At 65.7% G+C, this 20,091-nt stretch carries 15 protein-coding genes; 4 read left to right on the top strand and 11 right to left on the bottom strand.

Features of this window, described 5'->3' with window-relative positions:
- Window positions 1–44: 44 nt before the first annotated feature.
- Complete coding sequence (locus R2834_14330; GenBank protein ID MEZ4701511.1) at window positions 45–4,541, top strand: T9SS type A sorting domain-containing protein; 4,497 nt, start codon at window positions 45–47, stop codon at window positions 4,539–4,541.
- Window positions 4,542–4,622: 81 nt separating this feature from the next.
- Here the strand turns inward: R2834_14330 and R2834_14325 are convergent, their stop codons facing one another.
- Window positions 4,623–5,072, bottom strand: coding sequence for a gamma-glutamylcyclotransferase family protein (locus R2834_14325; GenBank protein ID MEZ4701510.1), 450 nt, complete (start codon window positions 5,070–5,072; stop codon window positions 4,623–4,625).
- Window position 5,073: 1 nt separating this feature from the next.
- On the bottom strand, window positions 5,074–6,612 hold the full coding sequence (locus tag R2834_14320) for an AbgT family transporter (GenBank protein ID MEZ4701509.1): 1,539 nt from the start codon (window positions 6,610–6,612) through the stop codon (window positions 5,074–5,076).
- A gap of 350 nt (window positions 6,613–6,962) precedes the next feature.
- On the opposite strand from R2834_14320, the gene R2834_14315 reads away from it, so the two are divergent.
- Window positions 6,963–7,718 carry a 5'-nucleotidase C-terminal domain-containing protein gene (locus tag R2834_14315; GenBank protein MEZ4701508.1) on the top strand — a complete coding sequence of 252 codons (756 nt, stop codon included), beginning with the start codon at window positions 6,963–6,965 and terminating at the stop codon, window positions 7,716–7,718.
- Between the two features lie 102 nt (window positions 7,719–7,820).
- Window positions 7,821–8,756 carry a metallophosphoesterase gene (locus R2834_14310; GenBank protein MEZ4701507.1) on the top strand — a complete coding sequence of 312 codons (936 nt, stop codon included), beginning with the start codon at window positions 7,821–7,823 and terminating at the stop codon, window positions 8,754–8,756.
- A 252-nt stretch (window positions 8,757–9,008) separates the two neighbouring features.
- On the opposite strand, the gene R2834_14305 is transcribed toward R2834_14310, so the two are convergent.
- Window positions 9,009–9,311 (bottom strand): hypothetical protein, encoded by a 303-nt coding sequence (locus R2834_14305; GenBank protein MEZ4701506.1) that lies wholly within the window; start codon window positions 9,309–9,311, stop codon window positions 9,009–9,011.
- Between the two features lie 68 nt (window positions 9,312–9,379).
- On the bottom strand, window positions 9,380–11,230 hold the full coding sequence (locus tag R2834_14300; protein ID MEZ4701505.1) for a permease: 1,851 nt from the start codon (window positions 11,228–11,230) through the stop codon (window positions 9,380–9,382).
- Between the two features lie 196 nt (window positions 11,231–11,426).
- Here R2834_14300 and R2834_14295 point away from each other — a divergent pair, with 196 nt between their 5' ends.
- Window positions 11,427–12,077, top strand: a complete 651-nt coding sequence (locus R2834_14295) for a metal-dependent transcriptional regulator (protein MEZ4701504.1) — start codon at window positions 11,427–11,429, stop codon at window positions 12,075–12,077.
- A 14-nt stretch (window positions 12,078–12,091) separates the two neighbouring features.
- On the opposite strand, the gene R2834_14290 is transcribed toward R2834_14295, so the two are convergent.
- The 7 genes from R2834_14290 to R2834_14260 form a co-directional block, all read right to left on the bottom strand.
- Window positions 12,092–12,814 carry a TylF/MycF/NovP-related O-methyltransferase gene (locus R2834_14290; GenBank protein ID MEZ4701503.1) on the bottom strand — a complete coding sequence of 241 codons (723 nt, stop codon included), beginning with the start codon at window positions 12,812–12,814 and terminating at the stop codon, window positions 12,092–12,094.
- A gap of 417 nt (window positions 12,815–13,231) precedes the next feature.
- Window positions 13,232–13,918 carry a GntR family transcriptional regulator gene (locus R2834_14285; protein ID MEZ4701502.1) on the bottom strand — a complete coding sequence of 229 codons (687 nt, stop codon included), beginning with the start codon at window positions 13,916–13,918 and terminating at the stop codon, window positions 13,232–13,234.
- Between the two features lie 94 nt (window positions 13,919–14,012).
- Window positions 14,013–14,942 (bottom strand): creatininase family protein, encoded by a 930-nt coding sequence (locus R2834_14280; GenBank protein MEZ4701501.1) that lies wholly within the window; start codon window positions 14,940–14,942, stop codon window positions 14,013–14,015.
- An 83-nt stretch (window positions 14,943–15,025) separates the two neighbouring features.
- Window positions 15,026–16,267, bottom strand: coding sequence for a Tm-1-like ATP-binding domain-containing protein (locus R2834_14275; protein MEZ4701500.1), 1,242 nt, complete (start codon window positions 16,265–16,267; stop codon window positions 15,026–15,028).
- Window positions 16,268–16,299: 32 nt separating this feature from the next.
- Window positions 16,300–17,187 carry a sugar phosphate isomerase/epimerase gene (locus R2834_14270; GenBank protein MEZ4701499.1) on the bottom strand — a complete coding sequence of 296 codons (888 nt, stop codon included), beginning with the start codon at window positions 17,185–17,187 and terminating at the stop codon, window positions 16,300–16,302.
- A gap of 108 nt (window positions 17,188–17,295) precedes the next feature.
- Window positions 17,296–18,384, bottom strand: a complete 1,089-nt coding sequence (locus R2834_14265) for a (Fe-S)-binding protein (GenBank protein ID MEZ4701498.1) — start codon at window positions 18,382–18,384, stop codon at window positions 17,296–17,298.
- An 86-nt stretch (window positions 18,385–18,470) separates the two neighbouring features.
- Window positions 18,471–19,910 (bottom strand): FAD-binding oxidoreductase, encoded by a 1,440-nt coding sequence (locus R2834_14260; protein ID MEZ4701497.1) that lies wholly within the window; start codon window positions 19,908–19,910, stop codon window positions 18,471–18,473.
- Between the last annotated feature and the right edge of the window lie 181 nt (window positions 19,911–20,091).

Below are 20,091 nucleotides of genomic sequence, written 5' to 3'. Positions count from 1 at the left end.
CCGTTTTGCTTCCCTCCAGGCCGATCCTCACGAAACGTAACGCCATGAAACGATACCTGCTTCTATTGCTATGGGTATGCGCTGCAGGCCCCCTTCCCGGCTTCGCGCAGACCAGCGTCTTCATCAATGAGATTCATTACGACAACACCGGCGCGGACATCGACGAGGCGATCGAAATCGCAGGTCCGTCCGGGACCGACTTGTCCGGCTGGAGCCTCGTGCTCTACAACGGGAGCGGCGGCGCCGCCTACGACACCCAGAACCTGTCCGGCGTCATCCCCGACCTCGGCGGCGGCTTCGGCGTCGTAACCGTCACGTATCCCTCGAACGGCCTCCAGAACGGCTCGCCCGACGGGATCGTCCTCTACGACGGCGCCAGCGTCGTCCAGTTCTTGAGCTACGAGGGGAGCTTTACGGCCGTCGGCGGCGTCGCCGACGGGTTGACCAGCACGGACATCGGCGTCAGCGAATCGTCGGGGCCGCTCGGCGAATCGCTGCAGCTCGGCGGTACGGGTTCGACGGCGGAAGATTTCGTCTGGGAAGCCTCCCAGGCCAACACCTTCGGCGCGTTCAACGCCAACCAGATCTTCAACGGCGACGGCGGCCCGCCTACCCCGCCCAACGTCGTCATCAATGAGGTCGACGCAGACCAGACCAGCACCGACAACGCGGAGTTCGTCGAACTCTTCGCCGCGCCGAACACCGACCTTTCGGGGCTCGCGCTCGTGCTGTTCAACGGCAGCAACGACCAGGCCTACCAGGCCTTCGACCTCGACGGCTTCGCCACCGACGCCGACGGCTACTTCGTCGTCTGCGGCGATGCCGTCAACGTGCCGAACTGCGACCTGGACGTGTCGCCGAACACCGACCTGATCCAGAACGGGGCAGATGCCGTCGCCCTGTATCAGGCGGATGCGTCGGCCTTCCCGAACGGCACGCCGGTGACCGTCGAGAACCTGATCGACGCGCTGGTCTACGACACCGACGACGCCGACGACCTGGAGCTGCTCGCACTGCTGAACGCCGGCGAGCCCCAGGTCAACGAAAACGGCAACGGCGCGAAGGACACCGAATCGATGCAGCGCATCCCGAACGGCTCGGGCGGCGCGCGGAACACGGCGGCCTTTACGACGCTCCCCCCGACGCCCGGCGCGATCAACGAGGCGCCGGCGCCCGACGTCAGCGTCGTCATCAATGAAGTCGACTCCGATCAGACAAGCGGCGACACCGCCGAATTCGTCGAACTCTTCGCCGATCCGGCCACCGACCTGTCGGGCCTCGTGCTGGTGTTCTACAACGGCAGCAACGACCAGTCCTACCAGGCCTTCGACCTCGACGGCTTCGCCACCGACGCCGACGGCTACTTCGTCCTCTGCGCCAACGCCGCGACGGTGGCGAACTGCGACCTCGACGTTACGCCGGACACGGACCTGATCCAGAACGGCGCCGACGCGATCGCGCTGTTCGTCGGCGACGCCTCGGCCTTCCCGAACGGGACGCCCGTGACGACCGTCAACCTGGTCGACGCCGTCGTCTACGACACCGACGACGCCGACGACGCCGGCCTGCTCGTGCTCCTGAACGCCGGCGAGGCCCAGGTGAACGAAAACGCGTCCGGCTCCAAGGACACCCAGTCCATCCAGCGCATCCCGAACGGGTCGGGCGGCGGGCGCAATACGTCGACCTACAGCCTCTTCGACCCGACGCCGGGCGCCGAAAACGGCGTGGTGCCCTTCGCCGGCACCTTCGAGATCTACGCCCTCCAGGGCGCGGGGCTGACGTCGCCGTACGCCGGCTTCCGCGTGGCGACGGAGAACAACGTCGTCACCGCACTGTCGACCAACGGCTTTTTCATCCAGACGCCGGCCGACCGGTCGGACAACGACCCGGCCACCTCGGATGGCCTCTTCGTCTTCACCGGCAGCGCGCCGACGGTGAGCGTCGGCGACCTGGTCTCGGTCACCGGCTCGCTCGTCGAGTTCTTCGAGTTCACCGAATTCACCGACGACCCTGTCGTCACGGTGCTCGGCAGCGGCGCTCCGGTGCCCGATCCGGTCGTGTTCGATGGCGCGACGCCGTCGCCGGATCAGCCGCAGGACGCCAACGCGTACGAGCGGTACGAAGGGATGCGGGTGACGGTGGCCAACGGCCTCGTCTCCGGCCCGAGCCAGAGCTTCGGCACGGACCCCGAGGCGGAAGCGTTTGTCGTGGCGAGCGGCCAGCTGCCGTTCCGCGAAAAAGGCATCGTCTACCCGGGTCTCTCCGGCCTGCCGGTGTGGGACGGCAACCCCGAAGTGTTCGAACTCGACCCCGACAAGCTCGGGCTCGACAACCAGATCCTGACGGTCGGTTCGACCTTCCAGGCCACGGGCGTCATCGGGTTTGAGTTCGGGGATTACGAGCTGTGGCCGACGGAGCTGACCGTCACGCCGGCGCCGCTGCCCATCCCGGTGCGCGCCGCGGAGGCCGGCGAGGCGACCGTCGGCTCGCTCAACCTGTTCCGGCTCTTCGACGACATCAAGGACGGCACGGAAGACACGGTGCCGCTGGACGAATACCAGACACGACTGGCCAAATTCTCGATCTACATCCGCGACGTGCTCGGCGCGCCGGATATCCTCGCCGTCGAGGAAGTCGAGAAGCTCGGCGTACTCCAGGCGCTGGCCGCCCGGATCCAGGCGGACGACCCGACGCTCGCGTACGACGCCTACCTCGTGGAAGGCAACGACGTCGGCGGGATCGACGTGGGCTTCCTCGTGAAGCCGGCGCGCGTGCAGGTCAACGCCGTCACCCAGCTCGGCGCGACCGAGACCCTGTCGGTCGACGGCTCGCTGCTGCACGACCGGCCGCCGCTCCTGCTGGAGGCCGACTTCCTGGCCTACGGCCTGCCGGCCTTCCCGATCGAGGCGATGGTCGTCCACAACCGCTCGCTCAACGGGATCGAGGATCCCGGCTCCGGCGGCGACCGCGTCCGCCAGAAACGCCTCGAGCAGGCACTTTCGATCGCGACGATGATCCAGGACCGCCAGACCGCCAACCCGGATGTGCGTCTCGTGGTGCTGGGCGACTTCAACGCGTTCGAGTTCACCGACGGCTACGTGGATGCCGTGGGCATCATCCGGGGCTCGTTCGACCCGTCCGAGAGCCTGCTGAGCGGAGCCGACCTCGTCGAGCCCGACCTCACGAACCAGGTGCTGACGGTGCCGGCGGAAAACCGGTATTCGTTCGTCAACCAGGGCAGTCCGCAGGTGCTCGACCACGCGCTCACATCGGCCGGCCTCGACCCGTTCGTCACCGGCTTCAGCTACGGCCGCGGCAACGCCGGCGCGCCGCTGGTGCTGATCGACGACCCGTCGAACGCCCTGCGGTCGTCCGACCACGACGGCCTCGTCGTCTTCATCCAGGCGCAGGAGCCGTTCCAGGCAACCGCGGTGCTGGCCGCACGGAACAGCATGTACCTGGATTCCGGCGTCCATGTCGCCAGCGGTGATGTGCTCGTTCGGGACGACGCGACGGACGCAACGCTCGCCGGCGCCGAACTCGTGCTCGACCGCAAAGTCATCACGGCAGCCGGTTATCAAATGAAAGCCAACGAGATCGTGATCCTGCCCAATTCGGTGGTCAAGAGCGACGTTACGTTCAACACGCTAACGAACGCAGGCACCATCACAGGCACGCAGACCAGTCCGCTCGCTCTGCCGGCATTCGCCTTCCCGCCGTTCCCGGCGATCGACGCCGGCGGCGACGACCTGATCGTCGGCTCGAACCAGACGGTGACGCTGGCGCCCGGATCGTACGGCGACATCACCGTCCGATCGAACGGCACCCTCGTGCTGGCCGGCGGCCTGTATCAGGTCTCCTCCGTTACCCTGGCGAGCAACGCCAACCTGCGCTACAGCAGCGCGGCGGAGTTGCGGGTCGATGGCGTCTTCACGGCAAGCCAGACGGTGAACGTGACGCCGGCGAGCGGCGCGACGGTGGATGCGTCCGACTTCGTCATCTTCGCGGCCGGCGCGAACGGGACGACGTCGACGGCGGTCGACTTTGGCCATTTCAGCACGATCTCCGCCAGTATTTACGCACCGAACGGCACCATCGAGTTTTTCGGCAACAGCACCGCAACCGGCGCCTTCCTCGCCAGGGACATCGAAGTGGGCCGCAATACCACGGTACAACTGGACAACCACTGGGCGGTGGAAACGCTCGCTCCGGTCGTCGCCGCGAGAGCAGGGCAGGATGCGCCGGCGTTGCTGCTGCAAACGGCGGCCGAGCTGCCGGAAGCGTACGGCCTCGGTGCGAACTACCCGAACCCGTTCAATCCGGTGACGGTGATTCCGTTCAGCCTGCCCGAAGCGAGCCACGTCTCGCTGGTCGTGTACGACCTGCTCGGCCGTAAGGTCGAGACCCTCGTCGACCGCGCGATGGAGCCCGGTTTCCACCAGGCTCGTTTCGACGCCGGCGCCTTACCGAGCGGGGCCTACCTGTACCGCATCGAGGCCGGCTCGTTCGTGCGCACCGGCAAGATGATGCTGGTGAAATAAGCTGCGTTGGGGGATGGGAGTGTGGGGGGATGGGCGTGGCGAATCGACCGCCATTGCTCCCAAACTCCCACACTTCCATCCTCATGTTTCCCGCGCTTCGTAGACGTTCGCAACCGTCCAACCCGCATCCAGGTAGACCGGGACGAGCACCCGACCGTACGTGGGTCCCTCGAACCGATCGAGCCGGCGCCAGTGACCGGGAAGTGCACCGGATTCGAAGAGCTGGACCGGGATGGCCGCGCCGGCCTCATCCCATCGAAATGCCGGATAGAAGGTCACCGCCCCCCATCCGCGTGGATGGCGGGCTCCGCGGACCGTCGCGGACCGCCAGATCCCTTCCAGCGGCGCCAGCTGATCCGCGTTCGATTCGCCGGGAGCGAGGGTACCGTAGACGACGAGCCGGCAGGAAACCCCAAAACGCGTTTCCATCTCCGCCTCCAACCGCTCGCGTTCGCGCGTTCGGGAACGAGAGGCGCGCAGCGCGTTGAGCCGGCGCAGCGACGCCAGCAGATCGGCATCGGGTGCAACCATCTCAGGGCGTCGGCAGGAAGAGGGCCGCGCCCGGTCCGAGCGGCCAGCCGAGCACCAGCCAGAGCACGAGCAGCGTCATCCACACGGCGAGGAAAGCCAGCGTGTACGGCAGCATGGTGGCGACGACGGTGCCGATGCCGGCTTTTTTGTCGTACGTCTCCACGAACGCCACGATCAGCGCGAAATACGACATCATGGGGGAGATGATGTTCGTCGCGCTGTCGCCGATGCGGTAGGCGGCCTGGACGAGCTCGGGCGTATAGCCCAGCAGCATGAACATCGGGATAAACACCGGCGCCATGATGGCCCACTTCGCGGACGCGCTCCCGATCGAGAGATTGATCAGCGCCGAGAGCAGGATGAAGGCCACCATCAGCGGGATGGGACCGAGGCCGGACGCCTTCAGCAGATCCGCGCCTTCGATGGCGAAGATGAGGCCGAGATTCGTCCACCGGAAGTAGGCGACGAACTGTGCGGCGAAAAAGACCAGCACCATGTAGAGGCCGAGGGCCGACATCGACTTGCCCATGCCCTTCATCACGTCCGCATCGCTGTGGAGCGTCCCGGCGCCGATCCCGTAGAGGATGCCGGCGAGGCTCGCGGCGATAAAGATGAACGCGACGATGCCTTCCATGAAGGGCGACCGGAGGATGCTCCCGGTCCCGATCTCGCGCAGAAATCCGTCCTCCGGGATAAGCCCCCAGAGCACGAGGCCGGACAGCACGGCGATGCCGGCGCCGGCGTACCAAAGGCCCCGTTTTTCGGCCGAGCTGAGCGGCTTGACCTCCTCGGCCTGCACGTCGCCCGTATACGCCCCGAGGCGCGGCACCACGATGCGCTCGGTGACCCACGTGCCGGCCGCCGCGATCACGAATGTCGACGCCGCCATGAAGTAGTAGTTGGCGGCGGGGTTGACCGTGTACGCGGGGTCGATGATCTGCGCCGCCTCCTGGGAGAGACCGGCGAGCAGCGGATCCACCGTCCCGAGAAACAGGTTGGCGCTGTAGCCGCCGGAGACGCCGGCGAAGGCCGCCGCGAGGCCGGCGATGGGATGCCGGCCGACGGCCAGAAAGATCAGGGCGCTGAGCGGAACGAGCAGGACGTAGCCGACCTCGCTCGCCGCGTTCGAGAGCACGCCGGCCATGACGATCACGAACGTCAGCAGCCGCGTCGGCGCGGAGATGACGAGCAGCCGCAGGCCGGCGCCGATCAGGCCGCTGCCTTCCGCCACCCCGATTCCGAGCATCGCCACGAGCACCGTCCCGAGCGGCGCAAAACCCGTAAAATTCGTCAGCATCTCGGTCAGGATCCGATGCAGCCCCTCCCGCGAAAGCAGGTTCACCGGCCGGACCACCTCGCCCGATCCAGGGTTGACGACGGAAAGATCGAACTGGCTGAACACCCACGACAGCACGATCACGATCATCGCGAAGATCGCGAACAGCGTTGCCGGATGCGGCAGGGCATTGCCGATGCGCTCGACAACGGTTAGAAAGCGCGCAAAACGCGACGGCCTGGCCGCGGCGGAGGTCGGTTCCATTCGGGTTACAACGAGGATTCGCGAAGAAACCCCAAGAATACGGAATGCCGTGCAAGAAACGTAACCCCGGCGCCGTTCCAGGTCTGCGCCGTGGTTCGTATGATGGGGGGATGAGGGGGGCGGGATGTTGGATGCGAGATGCAGGATACAAGATGCAGGATGGTGCATCTGAAGCGCTCTCAAAGGGCATATACCTTATCTTTATAATCCTGCATCCAACATCCTGCATCCAACATCCTGCATCCAACATCCTGCATCCAACATCCTGCATCCAACATCCTGCATCCAACATCCTGCATCCAACATCCTGCATCCAACCCCCCGCATCCCGAATCCAACATCCCGCATCCATGTCCCGTCTGCTCACCCTGATCGCCCTGCTCGTGCTTGCCGGCTGCCGCGCTACGCAGCCCGGGCCGGCCGCGCCCGAGGCGCTCGCGATTGCGGAACCGGTCGTCACCTTCACCCCGATCGGCGACTCGCTGGCCGACGACCCGGCTATGGAGGCGCTCGTCGCCCCGTACCGGGCGCAGCTCCAGAGCAAGGTGAACGAGGTCATCGGCGAAGCCACCGCACTGTTTGAGAAAGCCCAGCCCGAGGGTCCGCTCGGCAACCTCGCCGCCGACGCCATGCTGGCCGACGTGCAGCAATGGACGAGCCGGCCGGTAGACCTGGCCCTCACGAACAACGGCGGGCTGCGCGTGCCGATCAACCCGGGGCCCATCACGGTGGGTGTGATCTACGAACTGATGCCGTTCGACAACATGCTGAGCGTCGTCGACCTGACCGGCGTGATGGTGGATTCCCTCGCCCAGCAGCTCGCCCGGATGGGCGGCGAGCCCATCGCCGGCTTCACGTTTGCCATCCGCGACCGGGCGGCGACCGACATCCGCGTCGCCGGCGCTCCGCTCGATCCGGCGCGCACCTATCGGCTGGTGACGTCCGACTATCTCGCCAACGGCGGCGGCGACATGCCGGCGCTCTGGTCCCCGGCCGGCCGCGAGGACCTCGGCGTCCTGCTGCGCGACAGCTACATCCGGTACATAAAAGATAAAGGAACGATCCGGCCATCTAAAGATGGGCGGGTATCGCAAATTGCAAATTGAACATCGCACATGGTGTGATTCTCAGCGATCTGCGTTAGGACGTTGCCCGGCAGAGAACAGGTACGAACACCCCGATTTCCCTTTGACGATTCAAGACTCACGATGAACCGACGTCGTTTTTTCCAGACCCTCGCCGCCGGCGGCGTCGGGAGCTACCTGGCCCCCCTGCAGGCCCTCGCGGCCGATGAGCTGCGGCTCGTCATCCTCCATACCAACGACACGCACTCGCGGATCGACCCGTTTCCGATGGACGGCGGGCGCAACGCCGGCATGGGCGGCATCGCCCGGCGCTCCGCGCTCGTGCAACGCATCCGCGCCGCCGAGCCCAACCTGCTCCTGCTCGACAGCGGCGATATCTTCCAGGGTACGCCGTATTTCAATTTCTTCGGCGGCGAGCTGGAGTTCAAGGCGATGTCCGCCATGGGTTACGACGCCTCCACCCTGGGGAATCACGACTTCGACAACGGCGTGCCCGGCCTCGTGAAGATGCTGCCGCACGCCACGTTCCCGTTTGTCTCGGCCAACTACATCGTGGACGCCGGCTCGCCCCTCGCCGGCCACACAAAGCCGCATCTCATCAAACAGGTGGGGCGGATCAAGGTGGGGCTTTTCGGCCTCGGCATCGATTTCGACCACCTCGTCATCGGCGCGCTGCACGAGGGCGTAACCTACACGGATCCGATCGTCGCGGCGAGGCAGCAGGTGGACGTGCTGCGGCAGCAGGGATGCCATCTGATCGTATGCCTCTCTCACCTCGGGTACCGCTATCGGGAAGATCGTCCGAGCGACATGACGCTCGCGGCGGAGGTGCCGGGCATCGACCTCATCCTCGGCGGCCACACGCATACGTTCCTCGACCAGCCGGTCACGACCTCGCACCCGGACGGCCGCTTTACGATCGTGAATCAGGTGGGATGGGCCGGCATACGCCTCGGGCGCATCGACGTGGTCTTCAACCGCGACCTGCAGAGCAGCCGGTGGTACGGCAGTGCCTATGAGATCGATGAGCGGCTGGATCCCCAATCGAGTTGGGGATGACGAACTGGGAGGGGTGACGACCGGGGAAAGACGAACGGGGAGAGGTAACGAACGGGGAGAGGTAACGAACGGGGGATGACGAACGGGGAGAGGTAACGAACGGGGATGACGAACGGGGAGAGGTAACGAACGGGGGATGACGAACGGGGAGAGGTAACGAACGGGGATGACGAACGGGGAGAGGTAACGACCGGGGAATGACGAACGGGGAGGAGTAACGACCGGGGGGGCAAGACCACACCAATCCGACGCTTACTTCTTCACGATCTGGCCGTTGGGGAGGATGCGTTCGTCCGGGGCCGGGGGGCGCGAGGGGAAGTTGGAGATGGACACGTTGGGATTGCGGTCTTCCGGCACGTAGTGGACGTGGTTGCCGTGTGAGATCTCGACATAGCCTTTGTCGCCATAGGGATCGAGCACGGTCCGAAGCATGAGGAGGACGAGCACGGCGATAAACGCCACGGCCGCGATCCGGCGCGGCGTGACGATCGGGCGCTTTTCACTGGTTTCGGTCGCTTCGGGTGCATCGTTCGATGCGGCAGCGGTTTCGCTCATGGCAGGGGTGAATCGTCGATTGGTGCGTGTGGGTAGAGACGCCGGTGCCACCGGAACGTTTCCGGTTCTCATGTTCTGCAGGCGCAGGCGCCGTCGGCGCACGCCGGCTGATGGGCCTGGTGCGCCTCGACGGAGGTGTACCGAAAGCTCTCGAACACCTCGCCCATAAACGCCCGGGCGCCGCGGCGGACGAGCGACGCGAGGAACAGCCCCAGTAGCAGCACGAGGCTGATGCGTTGCAGCCAGCCGGCCTGGTCGAGGTCGAGTTCCGCCCGCGTGAGCAGATGGATGCCGCCGAACCAGGTATTGACCGCCACGCCGAGCAGGATGGCGACGAGGCTCGTGGCCGCGCCGAAGACGATGGCGACGCGCCGGCCGTGGAGTCCGCTGAGGATGCCGAATGTGCTGATGTTCGTCGCCGGCCCGGTGAGCAGAAACGCCAGCGCCGCCCCCGGCGACACGCCGCTCACCAGCAGCATGGCCACGATGGGCGTGGCGCCTGAGGCGCACACATAGACCGGCAACCCGATCAGCGCGAAGAGGGCCACCTGGGCCACCCCGGAAATCGAACCGAGCCAGCCCTGTTCGAGGATGGGCTGCGCGATGGCGGCGATGAGGAGGCCGGTAAGGATCCACGGCCCGGTGTCGTCAACCAGCCCGACGAAGCCTTCCTTGATGCCGGCGCGGAGACGCTCGCGCCACGGCGCCGGCGGCCGCTCGGCATCCGCGCTCTCCGCATACGGATTGGTGGTGTGCCGGGCGAACGTCCCGACGCCCCATCCCACCGCCAGCGCGATGAGGGCGGCCGCGCCGAGGCGCACCATGGTCATCTCTCCTCCGAGCAGCGGGATGGAGATGAGGAGCGCGTCGATCCCCAGTTCGGGCGTCGCGATCAGGAACGCCATGGCCGCTGACGCCGGCGCGCCCTGGCGTATGAGCGTCCGGTACAGCGGCAGCACCCCGCAGGTGCATATCGGCAGCGGGAGCCCGACGGCCATGCCCTTGAGCGCCTGTCCCAGCGGCCGGCCGCTCCGCATCCATCGCACCGACGCCTTCGGCAAAAACGCCGAGATCAAGCCGCCGCTGAGGTAGGCGAGCAGCAGCGCCGGCGCGCTTTCGAGCGCGAGGCTCCAGAAGGTGCGGGCGACCGACATATACAGCGCGTGGATGCCGTTTTCGCTGCCGTGCGCGTCGACATGCAGCACGACCAGGACGCCGAGCACGGCCAGACCGAGCAGGTTGCCCGCGCCCTCGAACCACTGGAAGGCGTGGTTATGGTGGGGGTGGTGATGCCCGTGGGCATGATCGTGGTGCTCGTGCGCCACGTGCGGGCGGTGAAAGATGACGTGCAGGATGGAGCCGGCCACCAGGGCGCGGAACAGGGTGATGCCCTGGCCGGCGAGAAGCGGTTCGAGATCCGGCCCCGCCGCATAACCCGCCACGGTGCCCGCCCCCATCAGGGCCAGCACGAGCGCGGAGACGAGTGTCCCGAAGCGCGGATAGAGGAGCCACCAGAGCGTCATCGCCACCGGCACCCGGTGGATGGCGACGCCCAGCGGCAACAGCGTGGCCCACGGGCCCGTCGCGTCCGGCACTTCCCGAAGCGCGAAGCCATCGACGAAGGCATGGAGCAACAGGCCGGCGATGCCCAGCAACAGCGCCGCGCGGTGCACCTGCCGCTCCGCGTTATGGAACGCCTTCTCGAGCAGCGTAGGGCCGACCAGGCCGAGCAGAACGAACACGATGCTCAGAAACACCCCGCCGCCGACCACGTCGGGAAGCAGTTCGAGCAGCACGATGCCGGTGATGACCACCACCACAAAGCCGTCCAGCACTTCGTAAAAATGCCGTCGGGGCTCAAAAATGCGGTAGAGGAGCGGGCCGAGGAACAGCGCGATGAGGCTGGAAGCGAGGAACATGCAGGGCGGCGAACAGGGAAAAATCGGCGGTGGTTTCTTACACTCGCCAGCGCAGGTTGCGTTCTCACGCCCCCCATCCCCGCCGCGCAGCCGGCTTTGCCGATCTCGTATTATCCTTCTTCCGGTCCGGATCAAAACGTGCCGCCGGCGTGTAGGCTGACCGGCTCAATCCCGTGCGACATTCCCGATCCTTGCCATGCTCAGTCAGGCCGTCGAGGATTACCTGAAAACCATCTACAAGCTCCAGCAAAACGGCGCCGCGTCCACCACGGACATCGCGCGCACGCTGGACGTGGCGGCGGCTTCCGTGACCAACATGGTCAAGCGGCTGGCGCAGATGGGGCTCGTGGAGCACCAGTCCTACAAGGGCGTGACGCTCACGCCGGCCGGCAGCAAGATCGCGCTGGAGATCATCCGGCACCACCGCCTGCTCGAACTCTACCTGAAAGAGGTAATGGGCTACGGCTGGGAACAGCTCCACGACGAGGCCGAGCACCTCGAACACCACATCTCCGAGGAGTTCGAGAGCAAGATCGAGGAAATGCTGGGGTTCCCGACCCACGACCCGCACGGCGACCCGATCCCGACACGCGACGGCCACGTCGAGGCCATCGAAGACGCCCCCCTCACCCTGATGCCCGTAGGCCAACCCGTCGTCATCCGCCGCGTCTCCGACGCCGACCCCGAGCTGCTGCACTACCTGGAGGACCTCGGTCTGATGCCCCGCGCCGAGATCGAGATCGTGGAAAAAGCCCCGTTTAACGGCCCGCTGGACGTCCGCATCGGCGAGAAGACCCACACGGTGGGCTATGCCGTGGCGTCGAATGTGTTTGTGGTGATGGCGTAGCGACGCCACCCCCTTCACCCCACCCGCGTCACCACCAGCGACCCCGGCGAGGTGTCAAACACGAACCGCGACCGGTCCTGGCCGGCGAAGTAGTCGTCCGTCGCCTTCCGGCAGCCCGACCAATCCTGGTAGTCGTCCAGAATCAGCGCCCCGCCCAGGGCGAGGTGCGGCGTGATGCGCTCGAGGCAGGTCATGACCGGGTCGTACCAGTCGACGTCGATATGGGCGAGCGCGACGGGGCCGTCGACGACCAGCGTATCCTGCACCAGCCCCTTGATTAATTCGATGCGGTTCGGCGCCGGCGGATACCCCAGCGCCCCGAATGAGGCGTGGACCGCGTCGTACAGGTCGTCGCGATACCCGTAGTAGACGTCGCCACCCAGGCCTTTCGCCTTGCCTTCCTTGATCACCTCATACCGCTCGTGCACGTCCTGGCCGTCGGCCTCCGAGGGCGGCGGGATCATCCCGAACACATCGTACACCCGCAGCGGGCGCGTCGGCGATTTGGCCGAGGCGAAAAGAATCGCCGAGCCCCCCATCGCACAGCCGGCCTCGAGGATAGCCCCCGGAATCCGGCTTTTCTCGATCCGCAGGATCTGCTCCGCCAGCGCGTTCAGCTTTCGCTGAGAGAGGTACGTCAGCCGCCGGCTACGCACCGCCTGCATCGTCTGCCGCACCTCGGCCGGGAAGCCGAAGGTCCGGGCATAGTCAACAGCTTTTCGAAGCGGACGAAGCATGGAGGAAATCGTAAATCGTAAATCGTAAAATGAAAATCGCCAGCCGGCACCCGCAGCCCACGCTGCTTCGCTCCAATGACCAATGACCCCGTGCAAAGCACGTACTAACCGCGGCCAAAAGCCGCCAATGACCAATGCCCCGTGCGAAGCACGTACTAACCGCGGCCAGAAGCCACCAATGACCAATGACCCCGCGCAAAGCACGTACTAACCGCGGCCAGAAGCCACCAATGACCAATGACCCCGCGCAAAGCACGTACTAACCGCGGCCAAAAGCCACCAATGACCAATGACCCCGTGCAAAGCACCTAATGACCGCGGCCAAAAGCCGCCAATGACCAATGACCTCGTGCGAAGCACCTAATGACTGCGGCCAAAGGCCGCCAATGACCGCGGCCGAAGGCCGCCATCGGCTGCTCAAAGATGCGCAAACCGCTCAAACAGGCTCTTTCGCAGCTTCCCGATGTGCTCGCGGGTGGCGGCTTCGGCCGCGTCGGCGTCGCGGCGGGCGATGGCGTCGATGATGAGCTGGTGCTCGTCGGTGCAGGTGCGGACGCGGGTAGGCGCGGTCTGCGGGTCGTTGATCATATAATGGATCCGATTCCGCATCTGCATGGCCAGCCGGCCCAGCAGCGTATTCTTGCACGCCCCGCACAGCGTCTCGTGATACCGGGTGTCGGCCTGCGACCAGCGGGCGCGGTCGCCGGCGTCGGCGGCCTCCGCCATCGCCACGACGGCATCCTGCATCGCCGCGATGTCCTGCGCTGAGGCCGACAGCGCGGCGAGACGCGACACCTCGGGCTCCAGCAACGCGCGCATATGCACCACGTTCATCACCTCCTCCATCGACGGAGCCGCGACCGTGACCGCGCGCCCCGGGATCACCTGCACGAGCCCCTCCTGCGCCAGCTGCTGCAGCGCCTCGCGGACGGGCGTCCGGCTGATGTTCATTTCAGCCGACAGCGTGTTCTCGGCCAGCGGCGTGCCCGGCGGGAGGTCGCCGCGCGTGATGGCGTCGCGGAGGCGCTCGTAGGCGACTTCGCTGAGCCGGCGCGGCTCGTCCGAGCGAGGCGATCGGGGGCGGATGGCGGGACGTGAAGGCATAAGCGTCAACCAAAGCGTACTGCGTTGCGTGCTGGACCCGCTGGACCCAGCACGCAACGCGAGGACGTTTAACGAGCAAAAAAAGAGAAGGCGATCAGAGCACGCGATCGACGAACTCGCGGTTCTTGACCTCGACCTTCACCTTGATCAGTTCGAGCACGCCGCGCGCGACGTGTTCGGAATAGCGGCGGAACGCCTCCTCCCCTTTCTCCGGCGTGGCGCGCATCGGATTACCGATCGTCCCGCTTTCGATGAACTCGTGATGGTCCATCGGGAAGGTGAAGTACTTGAAGCCGTCGAATTCCACGTCCGGCATGCCGTCCTTCTTCTCGAACGACTTCGGCAGCCAGCCCGGGATGTGCGCCTTCGTGTTCGAAGCGCGCTCCATGCGGACGATGGTCGGGTCCCACGCCATGTCCTGCGACGTTTCGAGCTCGCTGGCGTGCCAGCCCGGCGTTTCTTCGGGCGGGTTTTCCAGCAGGCCCTTCATCAGGCCGACGTAGTTCTCCATGTACGGCTTCACGAAGCTGATCAGCGCGCCGGTCTCGTAACGCAGCTTGCGCAGGATCGGGTCGACCACCTTGATGTTCGAGCCGTGGCCGTTGATGAAGATGATCTTGTTGAACCCGTGGTGGATGAGGCTCCGCGCGACGTCGTACATGACGGCGAGGAGGGTCGAGCTGCGGACCGTGATGGTGCCGCGGCCTTCGCCCGGGCCGCTCATGTGCTGGGGCGAATAGCCCATCCAGATCGGGGGCGTACGAAGCACGCCGATCATCTCCGACACGCGCCGGGAGATTTCCATCGCGGTGATGGTATCGGTCCAGAGCGGGAGGTGCGGTCCGTGCTGTTCGGTGCTGGCCATCGGGACAAGGACGATGTCCTTTTCCTTCAGGTACTCGTTGATGTCGACATACGACAGGTCGGCCAGCTGCCAGGAGATAAACTTCTTGCGGAAGGCCTCGTCGCCCGTGGTGATCGGGGCGACGGGTTTGGGATTGCGTGCGTCTAGGTCGTGATGCATGGTATGTACGATGGTTGGCGGTAGGGCGGACGGCCGTCCGCCCGTACGGGTTGGCGGTGAGGCGGACAGCCGTCCGCCGGTACTTACGAGGCGCCCGAGATCAGGCCGAGGAAGGCCTCGGCGACGAGGACGCCGAAGGCGGGATCGTTTACGTGGTATGCATAGGTGTCGATCGGGACATCCGGCCGGCGCGCACCCAGGTTTTCCCGCAACGTCGCCAGAAAGGCGGCGTCGGCGTCGGGATTCCAGAAGACGCCGTTCGGCTTCACGCTGGGGATCGACAGCCCGAGCGTGGGCATCATGATCCGGAGCGGGCCCTTCGCCGGCGCGAGTTTGTCGGCGAAGATCCGGCCGAGTTGGATCATCTCGTCGTGCGAGGTCCGCACGAGGGTGTATTCGGGGTTGTGGTCGTACACCGGCCGGCCCTGGAGCGGCTCCGGGATGTGGCCGGCGTGGAACACGCTGAAGTCGATGCAGCCCGGCACGATCACCTGGGGCAGCCCGAGCCGGCCGACCACTTCGAGCCGGTGCGGGCCCCCGTCGTGGATGCCGCCGACGAGCGGGTCGTACACCTCATTCGTGGTGTAATCGATCACGCCGACGAACTGGCCCGCCTCGGCCAGCTCCTCCATCGCCGGGCCGCCGACGCCGTTCGAGTGGAAGATGACGGCCTCGTAGCCGTCTTCCGCCAGCCGATCCTTGAGCGCCATCACGGCGCGCGTCGTGTTGCCGAGCATGGTGACCGCGACATACCGCTGATCCTTCCGGGGCGGAGGCAACGCGTGGCCGTGCTCCGCGAGCCCCTTCATCGCCGCGGCGGCGTTGTCGAAGATCGTGGTGGCGATGTTGTTCAGGCCGAGGATATCGACCACCGAGTGCACGACCATGATGTCGCTCGTGCCCACCAGCGGATCGAAAAAGTGCTTGCCCGAGGCGATGGGTGACAGCAGGATCTTGGGAACGCCGAGCGGCAGCGCCATCATGCACGCCGCGCCCATCACCGCGCCTTCGGCGCCGCCCATCCCGAAGATGCCGTCGAGTTTGCCCTCGCGGTACATCGTGAGGAGGAGCGCGCGGAGCGCGTCGCGCATGCCGGCGACGGCCTTGCCGCGGCTGCCGGCCTTCTGCAGCGCCTCGATGGTCGTCCCGCCCGCCCTAGCCGCCTCGGCGTGGTCGATGTCGGGCACGATGCCGAGCGGCTCACCGAGGATGCCGGCGTCGATCACCGTCGTCGCGAGGCCGAGCGCCTGCATCCGGTCGCGCACATAGGCGAACTCGGGGCCCTTCGTGTCGAGCGTCCCTACCAGGACGATGTTCTTTTTCATCACGTTCAACGCTCCGGGTTCGACGTTCAACGCTACCGGATCAGCGGCAGAAGCTTCTCCGCGCACAACTGCACTTCCCAGTTGTAGAATTCCTCGCTGATCAGGCTGCTGCCGTGATCCTCGATGAACTTCAGCTGCTCGGGAGAGATATCCACCGGATTCCGCTCGACGGCGTTCGGGTACGGGTTCGCCGGCGTGCGGTCGAGCGGCGAGACGAACTCGACCGTGAGCGCGCCGTCGTAGCCGGCAGTCATCAGGGTGCCGACGATCTTGAGCCAGTCGAGGTGCCCCTGGCCGCAGGCCATGCGGTTGGAGTCGCACACGTGGAAGTCCACGATCCGCTTCCCGACGGTCCGGATCGTCTCGAACATATCCGCTTCCTCGATATTCATGTGGAACGTGTCGAGGCAGACGCCGCACTCGGGGCCGGTGGCCTCGGCGAGGGCGAGCGCCTGGGCGCCGCGGGTGACGAAATAGGTCTCGAAGCGGTTGATCGGCTCGATGGCGGGGCGAACGCCCGACTTCAGCGCGAAATCATAGATCTCCTTCATGCACTCGACCGCCCACTTCCACTCGTTCTCCGGCGTGGAGTCCGCCGTGATCTTGCCGACCGTCCCGGGGACGATGCTGATCTCGTAGCCGTCCAGCTCCTTCACCATCGTGATGCAGTCCTTGACGTACTGGACCGACATGGCGCGCTTGGCCTCGTCCTTCCCCACCAGGTTCCGGTCGCCCAGCATCAGCGTCACCGTGCCCCAGCAGCGGATGTGGTTGTCCTTGAGGAGTTTGCGGACCTCCTTCGTGTTGTACTTTTCAGGCTCGCCACTGATTTCAAGGCTTTCGTAGCCGTATTTGGCAAGCCGGCGGACCGTCACCTCAAGGGGTTCAGCCCGCATCCAGTTATGCATGGATAGATGCACGGGGTACCTCCAGTCGTTGGGTTCAAGGTTCGAGGTTCACTGGTTAAGGTGCGTTCGAATCGGCGAATTCGCCTCTTTGAACCTTAAACCATGAACCTTGCACCATTCCTAGTTCAGCCTTTCGGCCAGCAGTTCAAACAATCCTTTTACGTTCAGGCCGTACGCGCCGGCGTGCTGGCTCAGTGCGGCGAGCGTGCCGGGGCATTCGCTCACGACGCCCTGGGCGCCGCGGTCGCGGGCGTCTTCGAGGCGGTTCCGCGTGAGCTTTTCGGCGATGCCGTTGTCCGTGAAGGCGAGCGGCACGTTGCCCGAGGGAAACGCGCGGTCCTTCGCCCAGAACAGCTCGATCGGCGCATCGGGCAGGACGGCCCGGAGCAGCGCGCGGGGCGCGTCGATGCGGTCGAGGGCGCGCACCGTGTGGGTGGGATCCACGTAGGCGATCGGCACGCCTGCGGCGGCCTGCTTGAACGAAATCGCGCCTTCGTTCAGACGCTGCGCCAGGAAGGTGGCGGTGTCGACGATCTCCACGCCGGCCGGCACCTGCAGGCCGAGGCGCTTGGCGTACATCGTCCCGATGGCGTAGGCGGCCCCGGGGCTCAGCACGAAAAGGCGCGTCGCGCCCGTGGCGGACAGCTCGTCCAGCGTCGCCTCAGCCAGCTGACGGGCGATGCCCGTGTAGCCCAGCGACGCCGGCGTCATGCCGTCGCTGCGGCCGCGGCCGATGAGCACGGGGTCGACGCCGGCCTTGCGGAGCAGCGTCAGCGCCGCGTCCAGCGTTTCCGGGCGAAGATGCGCCGCCTCGTCGCCGACGAAGAGGGCCACCGCGCCCGCGCCGGCAACCTTCTCGGGGGCCTTGTCCGCATACGCGTTGCCGAACTGCGCGAGCCGGTCGACCAGCGGTTTCAGCGCGGCGGGAGCGAGTTCGCGTTCGACGAGCAGCGCGCGCGCCGCCGCCAGGGCATCCGGCAGCGGCTGGTCGTAGACGCAGTGCGAGGCACAGAGCCCGCAATCGGCGCAGGCATACATGGCCGTCGCCGTCGTCTCGTTCCAGCTCGTCAGCCCGCGCTTCTCGGACGCAACGATCTGCCCCCAGCCGTGCGGCGTGTAGGTCTCGAGGAACGTGACGTGCCCGACCGGGCACACGTGCCGGCACATGAGGCAATGCCGGCAGTTTTCGGTGGTGTCGATGATGCTCATGGATTTCGGGGTGTTCCACGTTCAAGGCTCCATGTTCAAAGGAGGGTCGTCTTCCTTGAACCTTAAACCTCGAACCGTAAACCGTTTCAGATGCCGAACCCGACCTTGCCGGGGTTCATGATGCCGTTCGGGTCGATCATTTTTTTGAGCGACTCGAGGAAAGGCCAGGCGTCGCCGTACTGCCGGCGGACAAACCGCGCCAGCTTCAGGCCCACGCCGTGGTGCTCGTTGAGCATGCCGCCGTTGTCGAGCGCAGCGGTGACGGCGGTGTTCCAGACCCGGTTGTGCAGACGGAGCGCCTCGCGGGCATCGGCCGGCGGGTTTTCGATGATGAAGCGGGAGTACACCATCGTGCCCCAGTGCCACCAGTGGGAGAAGTGGCCGATGTAGGTGATCCCCCAGTCGGCATAAGTCTCCTCGACCGCCTTCTTCTGGGCCCAGTAGATCGTCTCCATCTTGTCGTAGGTCGCCACGGTCTCGGTCGTGCCGTACATCCAGGGCATCTTGAGGCTGCGGGGCGGGTAGTAGAAGTCGTACCGATGGTTCCACCACTTCTCGCCCGGCTCGCGGCCCAGATCCCGGGCGCCGAGCTTCGTGCAGATGTCCATCGCCTTCTCTTCCTGCAGCGCCGCGATCTCCGGATCCCCGTCGAACCCGATCACCATGTAGGCGCCCTCGAACTCATAACCCAGGATGGACTTGATGAGCATCCGGGTGGAGTTCTGGTCGTAGAGGCGGATGACGAACGGCTGGAGGCGCTTGGCCATCATCAGCCGGCCGGCCTCGATGGCCTTCGAGAAATCGTCGAACAGCACCGCGCGCAGGAGCCGGCTCTCGGGCTGGTAATCGACCTGCATCGTGGCTTCGGTGATGATCCCGAACACGCCCTCCGTCCCCAGGAAGAGCCGCGCAAAATCGGGCCCGGCGGCGTGATTCGGCACCGGCGGCGTCCGCATGACGTGGCCGCTGGGGAGCACGACCTGCATGCTCATCACCAGGTCCTCCGCCTTGCCGTATTTGGTGCTGATGGTGCCGCTGCCGCGCGGGGCCAGGTAACCGCCCAGCGTGGCGCAGTTGGCCGACGCCGGATAGTGCGGCAGGGTGAGCCCCTTTTCGTTCAGCGCCCACTCGAGCTGGGTGCCGTTGATGCCGGCCTGGGCCGTCACCGAAAGCGTCTTCTCGTCGATCTCGATGATCTTGTTGAGCCGCTTCAGATCCACGATGATGCCGCCGTAGATCGGCACGGCGCCACCCTGCGTGCCGGAGCCGCCGCCCCAGGGTATCACCGGCAACTTGTATTTATTGGCGATGATCATGATCTCGGTGATTTCTTTCACCGAGCCCGGATGCACGATGTAGTCGGGGGGCCGAAGCATCTCGCCGCGGTCCATCCACATCTGCGGCATCCACGACCAGTCGACGGAATAAATGAGCTTTTCCGCTTCGCCTATGGTGATGTGGTCTTCGCCGACCACTTCCTCCAACTCGCTGCGGATCATCTCCTGCTGAAATGCACTGGGGAGCATACCTGACGCCTGTTTCAAGATGCCGCCGGATCCCCGAAGGATCGTTCCTTCGGGGAGCGGCATACGTAATTCGGTGGGTAAACGAAGACGACGTCTTTTCGCCGGCCAGGGTAGAGGTAGGAGCCGGCCAGACGCCGAAATACCTCGCAGCGCGTTTCCAAGGAGGACGAAACTACAACAG

This window comes from Rhodothermales bacterium (assembly GCA_041391505.1).
Taxonomy (GTDB): Bacteria; Bacteroidota; Rhodothermia; order Rhodothermales; family JAHQVL01; genus JAWKNW01.
The sequence above is the reverse complement of the archived record's forward strand: the minus strand, read 5'-3'. Positions and strand labels throughout refer to the sequence as shown.